The 7,483-nt window shown below is 45.1% G+C and carries 8 protein-coding genes; 5 read left to right on the top strand and 3 right to left on the bottom strand.

Annotated features, from left to right (window positions below; genetic code table 11):
- Nucleotides 1-645, top strand: a 645-nt coding sequence (locus tag OQJ98_02940; GenBank protein ID MCW9054906.1) for a hypothetical protein, incomplete at its 5' end; no start/stop codon positions are given.
- Between the two features lie 47 nt (nucleotides 646-692).
- On the opposite strand, the gene OQJ98_02935 is transcribed toward OQJ98_02940, so the two are convergent.
- The gene (locus OQJ98_02935) at nucleotides 693-1,901 is read right to left on the bottom strand and encodes a tetratricopeptide repeat protein (protein MCW9054905.1); all 1,209 of its coding nucleotides are present in this window, start codon (nucleotides 1,899-1,901) and stop codon (nucleotides 693-695) included.
- Nucleotides 1,902-1,936: 35 nt separating this feature from the next.
- Nucleotides 1,937-2,269 (bottom strand): hypothetical protein, encoded by a 333-nt coding sequence (locus OQJ98_02930; GenBank protein ID MCW9054904.1) that lies wholly within the window; start codon nucleotides 2,267-2,269, stop codon nucleotides 1,937-1,939.
- Between the two features lie 192 nt (nucleotides 2,270-2,461).
- On the opposite strand from OQJ98_02930, the gene OQJ98_02925 reads away from it, so the two are divergent.
- The 3 genes from OQJ98_02925 to OQJ98_02915 all read left to right on the top strand — a co-directional run bounded on the left by OQJ98_02925 (nucleotide 2,462) and on the right by OQJ98_02915 (nucleotide 5,051).
- The gene (locus OQJ98_02925; GenBank protein MCW9054903.1) at nucleotides 2,462-3,886 is read left to right on the top strand and encodes a YcaO-like family protein; all 1,425 of its coding nucleotides are present in this window, start codon (nucleotides 2,462-2,464) and stop codon (nucleotides 3,884-3,886) included.
- Nucleotides 3,887-4,642, top strand: a complete 756-nt coding sequence (locus OQJ98_02920) for a SagB/ThcOx family dehydrogenase (protein ID MCW9054902.1) — start codon at nucleotides 3,887-3,889, stop codon at nucleotides 4,640-4,642. It abuts the gene before it with no gap.
- Nucleotides 4,643-4,805: 163 nt separating this feature from the next.
- Nucleotides 4,806-5,051 carry a hypothetical protein gene (locus tag OQJ98_02915; GenBank protein ID MCW9054901.1) on the top strand — a complete coding sequence of 82 codons (246 nt, stop codon included), beginning with the start codon at nucleotides 4,806-4,808 and terminating at the stop codon, nucleotides 5,049-5,051.
- 517 nt (nucleotides 5,052-5,568) lie between these two features.
- Here OQJ98_02915 and OQJ98_02910 read toward each other — a convergent pair.
- A complete protein-coding gene (locus OQJ98_02910; GenBank protein ID MCW9054900.1) occupies nucleotides 5,569-6,225 on the bottom strand; it encodes a tetratricopeptide repeat protein in 657 nt (218 codons plus the stop codon).
- Nucleotides 6,226-6,461: 236 nt separating this feature from the next.
- On the opposite strand from OQJ98_02910, the gene OQJ98_02905 reads away from it, so the two are divergent.
- On the top strand, nucleotides 6,462-7,187 hold the full coding sequence (locus OQJ98_02905; GenBank protein ID MCW9054899.1) for a 2-C-methyl-D-erythritol 4-phosphate cytidylyltransferase: 726 nt from the start codon (nucleotides 6,462-6,464) through the stop codon (nucleotides 7,185-7,187).
- The last annotated feature ends 296 nt before the right edge of the window (nucleotides 7,188-7,483 follow it).

Below are 7,483 nucleotides of genomic sequence, written 5' to 3'. Positions count from 1 at the left end.
ATGGCGGCACTCTTCCTTATTGCCCTCACTTCCACCACATACGCTGGTGGTGTTGAGGAACCAATCCTCACGGCGCCGGTCTTCCCTCAGGTGGGTGATCGGTTCACGTACGCTGAATTCTCGTCGTTGAACGACGCGAAGCAAGGGGAAAACAGCAGAAACAAGGCCACGTACTCGGTGGAAACAGAGGGTCCTGGGTTCATCCTCAAAGATGTTGACTCGGGGACCGTGCGTTTCTTCAATAAAGACGGTAACATGGTCTCAGTAACCGGATCGCGAGGAACAACAAAGTTTAACCCAGCTATCCGAACGCTTTCCTACCCTCTCTCTGTTGGGAAGAGCTGGGATGCCAGCTACAAAATGGAGAGGGGTAGCCACGTCATTCGTGATTCTCAATTGACCGCGAAGGTCGTCGGATGGGAGGAGGTTACCGTCCCTGCAGGAACCTTCATGTGCCTCAAGATCAAAACAGAAGGAACCTATACATACACCTACAGAGGTCGGATATACTCCGGAAACACTGACACCACAACCTGGGTTGCACAAAGCGCACGGTGGCGTCCGGTGCTCACGTCGACTTTCTGGGTATCAGGGAGTCGTTCAGGAGGATCCGAAACCGCGTTGGTAGGAATGGAACTCAGGTAACACCTAAACACTAAACCGCGAACTCATTTGAGTTCGCGGTTCTTTCTTTATTTAAGTTTATCAATCCCCTCTTGAGCAAGCCAGTCTTTGGTGATCGAAAGAGCTTTCTCGTATTCACTTCTTGCGTCTGCAAATCTACCAAGAAGGCTATACGTATCTCCTAAAACCCGATGAGCGGAACTTATTCGGTCATTGTATGGTGCGAAATTCCTCTTAAAGAGATAGCTGTAGTCTCCCCAGTAACCAAATGCATCATTAAGGTCATGGTTACGTAAAACTGCCTCCTTTGCATATAGTAACGCTTCTTCCGGCTTATTAAGCAAATTCAGAACATTACCCATCTGAGTGTATATAAGAACCTTTTGCAGTGCTGACAATTCAGACTCAAAATTTCCTGCGAGCAAAATCTTTGAAAGATATTCCTCCGCTATGTCGTAACGCCTGTGATAAACAGCACCAATCGATATAGCGTAATCCTCAAAAAGAGTCCTTACCGCCGGCGTTGGAGTCTGTAATGAATACACCCTATTCTGCCTCTCTACATACTCAATCTGCCTCTCTATGTCTCGCGGTTGTATAACAAGAAATCTGTATCGTTCAGAAGGGCTTAATACCATCTGAAGTTTATCGAAATCATCGAAAGTAATGACACGGTTTGCCCCGAGCCAAAAATCGTGGAATGTTAGCGTTTTATTTACCTGGTCCACCCCAACCAAAACCACAATCGGGTGATATGTTACCGCTTCCGGTTGATTCTCTGCAACCGGAAGAAGTGTAAGGAGTGGTGTTCGCAATCCTTCATTAACATATGAAGCGGTTTCTGTCGCGGTAAGCGTTTCCCGTTTTGTTACATAGTCACCTACTCGATCGACATAATCCTCTAGTGCCGTAAATCCGATAAATGAATTGAGGGAAGAAAACGCTCGATCCACCTCAAGGAGATCGTTTCCGTCAGGGTGCCAGTATTCCAGAACAGTAATGATTGCAGCTGATGCGTCATTTCGAGAAAACTTATACCGGTATGCATCGGTATTGTTATGAACACCGACATACGGAACATGCGGAATGATAAAAGAAGAATTTTGAGGAGTCTCGAACCTCGACACATTACCAGGAACAGACCCATTGGGTGGGTTCAAGACAAGATACCAACCCACTATTGCAAAAACCGCGGAAATGATAGCAACTCCCGTAAGAATGTAGAGACGGTGCTTTTCCGAGTTAGTATTTTCAATATTTTTAGGAAAGGTATCCATAAGGACATTATTAATCTAGGGGATTTACACAATCATTAATAACTCGAGCAGGCTCCAGACGCCGCACAACCACCATCGGACGCCCCGCACCCGTCACAACAAGAGCAGCAACCACCACTACCGTCGCCACCACTGGCACACCCGTCACTACCGCCACACCCGTCACCGCCGTCGCCACACCCGTCACCGCCCGGAACGTCGGCATACGCGGTTTGTGGGATCGTAATATCACGAACTTCATCATATACATCGGTTAAGATGCCTGTTCCGCCACCTGTAAAAAATTTGACCACCGAAAAAATCACAGCACCAACCATAAAGGCGATCCCTTTTGCGATATTTGATGTGCGAGATGTAATAAATGCCATTGAGAGTAGGTCACTAAAACTACGTATCTTTATTTCAATAATAAGAGTTCTCTGTCGCAAGCGCAACACGGAGTCCTTACTGGTTTGTGGATAAACCGTGATATACTACCCTCTATCTATAATGAAGATTTAATGGAGATTCGATCAACAACAAAAGTACGGGCTTTTTTATCTTCAACTCCGCATACCATAATGCCGAAGATATGGTTAGGTGTCCTCTCAATACTAGAGAGATACATTCAAGAACCTCTATATATCAATACTCCGCCCATCCAGGAGCTAACGGAGGGAGATATAGCTAAAATACGACCAGCGATCTCCGCAGCTCATGCACTAAAGGAAAACGGTATTATTGATTTCATTGAGAAACAGAAACGCATATATGATGACGAGCCCCCTTTCTATGCATACCGCGCGGTCTCGCCTAAGAATCACGGGTACGAAAAAAATAGCGGACACGGGGTGCACTTCTTTTCAGAGAAGCGAGCATTGTGGCGCACACTCGGGGAATGTGTTGAACGCTTCTTGTGGAGATACGAAAATGAATCGAACTCGGAATATATTACCGCTTCATACGAAGAAATGCCTGAGCGCACTCTTGATATATTCTCAGTTGTTGGATTCTCAAATGAACAAAGAGCAGACAATAAATTTATTCAATTTACAGAAAAAACCCCGCTCAGATGGGTTCCTTCCACGTCACTTATTTCAAATAAAAAAATCTATTGTCCAGCTCAATTTTCAAGCGCATACTACATGGGGTTTGTACAAACACCCTTCTTAAAGGACGAAAAAAGTCGGAGGGATGAGCCGATGCTGCGCTGGTGTGTCTCTACCGGTCTTGCCACAGGCGCGTCCACGGAAGATGCGCTTGTTTCGGGGATATTAGAGATAATAGAGCGAGACGCGTTTATGATCTCATATCTTAACAAGCTCACCCCTCCACAAGTTGATTTAGAGGAATTAGCGCTCAGAGATAAAGAGGTTTCTTTAATACTGAAATCCTTCAAACGCCACAACCTTGAAGCTTATGTACTAGAACTCCCGACAGATTTCCCGGTAGCAGTGTACTGCACTGTTATAAAAGACAAATCTGGAGTTGGTCCATCTATTGCAGTGGGTGCAAGCGCAGATTTTGATAAGAAGACATGCCTGTTAGACTCGATGTCGGAAGCGCTCTCAGTGAGAGTATCGGTTAGGAGCTTATCCAAGAGGCATTCAAATAAAATTAAAAATATGAACCAAGACGGTCGACTTATCCACTGGGCACAAAAGGAACAGTTGGAGAAACTCAATTTCTTTTTAGGTGGAGAAAAAAAGAAGTGCGCATTTACAACAAACAAAACAGGGCGAGTGCGTCATGGGAAAGAAGAACTTAAGGAGCTTATCCATTCCTTTAAGAAAAATGGACAAGAATTATGTTATGTTGACCTAACAACAAAAGAAACACGTGGAGCTGGTTTTTTTACGGTAAATGTTATTGCCCCCGAGATGCAACCTCTACATCTCAACGAGTTCGTTCCCTACCTCAGTGGGAAACGTCTACGCGAGGTACCAGAGAAACTCGGCTATACTTCTGCAGAAACTTTAAATACAGAACCACATCCGTTTCCATAAATGAATATTATGTTCTCAAAACTCTTTTACAAAAAAGTGCGCAGCAGTCTGCCAAACATCCCCCCAAACCCCACCCAGTGGCCGAAAGCCTGGTCAATGATCTTTTTTAAGGAGTATCCGCGTTTCGATGCTGTATCTTTGCCGCGTGAAATGCTGCCACTCAAAAACCTGAAAGAGGTTTTGTTTGAACGCCGTTCGACACGGGAATGCGATGCTTCGCAGTCAATCTCTCTTGAGGAACTCTCAACACTTCTCTATTACTCGGCAGGTATCAAGTGTGAACCGGGAGAATATACCGAAAGCAACCAAGAGGAACGAAATAGCACGAGACGGTTCTACCCTTCCGGCGGCGCGCGCTACCCTCTTGAAATGTATGTTGATGTCCGACGTGTATCCGGAGTTGAACCAGGTGTGTACCACTACAATCTACTCAACCATTCTCTTGAAAAACTACTCTCAAAAGATGCTGAAGAAAATACTATCGCTGCTTCTGTTCTTGCATCGTGGACAAAAGACTCTGCGGTTGTTTTCATTATTACAGGTGTTCAGGGACGAAATGCTATTAAATATGGTGACTTCGGATATGATATGCTCGCGACCGAATCAGGGCACATGAGCCAAAACCTTCATCTGCTAGGGGCATCGTTGGGTATGAAGTATTGTCCGCTCTTTGGGTTTAATAATGAGGAAATACACAAAACACTTGACGCAAGAGAAGATGAACTCATCCTATACGTAACAGCCATGGGGAAATAAGATTATTGAACTTCGGCAACAGCAAAAGAATCCTATGCCGATGACTCTCGTGATGCGCTCAGCGATTTCTGGTGCGAGAAAACAGCGCGAAATTTCGCGCTGTTTTCTAAAAACTTCTCCAAAGAATTATCGGGGAATACTTTAGAACTCTTGGAAGATAGGGATGATTTTCACCTTCACACTCTCGCTCACGGCGCCTGCGTCAGTCTCGCATGAGAGAGTATATGTGGTCTCACCGGTGATAGGGCTCGTGGTTTGTGTGCCCGAGGCGCCACTCCATGAGTCGGTGAAGTCCGGGTTGTTCTCAGAGACCAGACAAGAGTTAACGCTCGTTGCGGACCAAGTGATCGTAGACGACGTTCTGAAGCGGACCAAATTCGGGTTCGCACTGATTGAAAGGTCTGGGTGAAGGACAGTAACGGTTAACGAGCTCTCTCCTCCGTTTGAACAGATGACCGTGTAAGTGGTGGTGTCTGATGGGGTGACCTCTACGGAGCCTGAGGTGGCACCGCCAGTTGAGAAGTTGACACCTGATGAGCTTGAGGAGTCGACGCATGACCAAGAGAGTGTCGCACTTCCACCTTCATTAATGGTTCCTGTTGTTGCTTCAAAAGTTGGTGTGGCCGGGGGTGGGGGTGGAGGTGGGGGTGGGCTACATTCGCCAGGAGTATGTTCGTATGACGGGCATGATGCCGGTATAGCATACCCCCCCGACTTACCTGCTGGCGATAATGTGGCCACCTTAACCTCTACTGAATGAAATGGTGGCATTGACATAATATTCAATGCAAAATTAAAGCCAAATACGATAACAAGAAGAGTAAGTAGCAAAGAGAGGTGGTGTATATATTGTTTGAACTCGGACATGTGTTTTATGTATCGCTTTTATATAAATAATAAGCGAAAATATATATAAGTAAACCAAGTTATTCACTAAGGGTGAGATTTCTTGATATGGTATCTAAGATATTTTGTAGACCCTCCCTGGCAACACGCGGATCATTGCCAGGATACGCTTTGTGCCAATCACTCTCTGTTAACTCCTGCGCTCTATCATATGCCTCGTGGAGCACTACATGCCCCTCCTCTCGCTGACCTAAATTAACGAGAGACATACCAAACATATTAAGAAGCCATGGATTATTCGGATGTAACTCAACCCCCTTCCTTGCGTATTCAGCAGATCTCCCATACTGACCCTCGGAAAAATACACCCACGAAAGATCATTATAAATCGCCCAATTTTCCGGATCCCAGGCAAGAAATGTAAGAAAATCTTTCTCTGCCTCATCATAACGCCCCATATACCCAAGGATGAGACCGCGGATATAATATGAGCTCATGAGTCCATCTCCATGTACTTCAATCTGCTTGTTTATTTTATAAAGCGCCCCCACAAAGTGCCCTCTGAGGAAATCAATTCTCGCTAGTTGATGCCACGCATCGGGTACTTCAGGGTCGATCTCCAGTGCTTTTTCAAAATAAAACTCTGCCCTCTCAAGGTCATACACTCCTTCCCCGCCAACATTGAAATAGTAATTGCCTATCTCAAGGGTCTGTGTTGCGGAACTATTCAGAATCATAGCTAATCTTGGTGTTCGGAGGGTCTCCCATAAAAAAACTCCGGTCTGCCGTGGAAACACAACAACCATCAGAAGGGTGGCAACAATCATCAGACAAATAGCCACAGCACTGTGGTTATTCTGCAACATATACCGTTTAAGCGGGAGATTCATTATGAATTTGGATACTTTATACTAATTATAGTAGTATTGAGGAGTATGTGCTACCCCAAAGCACAATCTTAATACCTGTAAAAATGACCACATCACATAAAAATATCTCGGCAATCCTTCTTGCCGCCGGCACTGGCGAACGAATGGGTAAAATATTCAAGCAATTCACAGAAGCGGCTGGCTTCCCTGTGCTACATTACTCTCTAAAGAGCGTCCGGGATTCTACACAGATCAACCGTATTGTAATCGTCACACACCCTGACAAGTTTGCGAAAACGCACGAAATAGTTTCAAAATATAATATGAGTACCCCAGTAGATATCATAGAGGGAGGAAGAACACGAAGAGAGTCCGCACTCCGTGGACTTGAACACTTAACGGGTACTGACACTGACATGGTTATATTACATGACGTGAGTAGGCCTCTTATAACAAAAGAGATGGTACTCGCGGTTGTAGAAGAGGTTTCCACACACAAAGCCGATGGTGCTGTGGTTGGGATCCCCGCAATCGATCTCCTCTTTCAAACCGACCCTGACGGATATATCTCTCAAGCTTTTGATAAGAATTCCTTCTGTTACGGACATACTCCGCAATGTTTCCCATTTGAAGAACTCTTAAAGGCGCACCACAATGTTCCCAAAGAGAGGCTTGAAGATGTTGATAATGTAGAGTTAATGAAGAGAAACCGAAAGGATGTGAAGATCCGTGTTCTTAGAGATTTCCACAAAAACCACAAACTTACCTATCCTCACGATATTGATATTATCGAATCACTGCTTAAGAACTCGGACGACAGAGGCGTCTAACACGCTGCTCAAATACAAAAGATCCCTCTTTGTTTCTCAAACAGACAACAAGGAAAATGAAGTGCACTTCTACGGATATTGACTTTCTATATATAGATGCTATAATGTAGCTAGAAATTATTGTCTAGGTGGTGAATAGATACATATGGAGGTTTGTTATGTTGTATGCCATGTTGAAAAACAGCATCTCTGCCGCCATGGCGGCACTCTTCCTTATTGCCCTCACTTCCACCACATACGCTGGTGGTGTTGAGGAACCAATCCTCACGGCGCCGGTCTTCCCTCAGGTGGGTGAT

Source organism: Candidatus Paceibacterota bacterium (genome assembly GCA_026195275.1).
Classification (GTDB): Bacteria; Patescibacteriota; Minisyncoccia; order Phycocordibacterales; family JABMNX01; genus JABMNX01.
The sequence above is the reverse complement of the archived record's forward strand: the minus strand, read 5'-3'. Positions and strand labels throughout refer to the sequence as shown.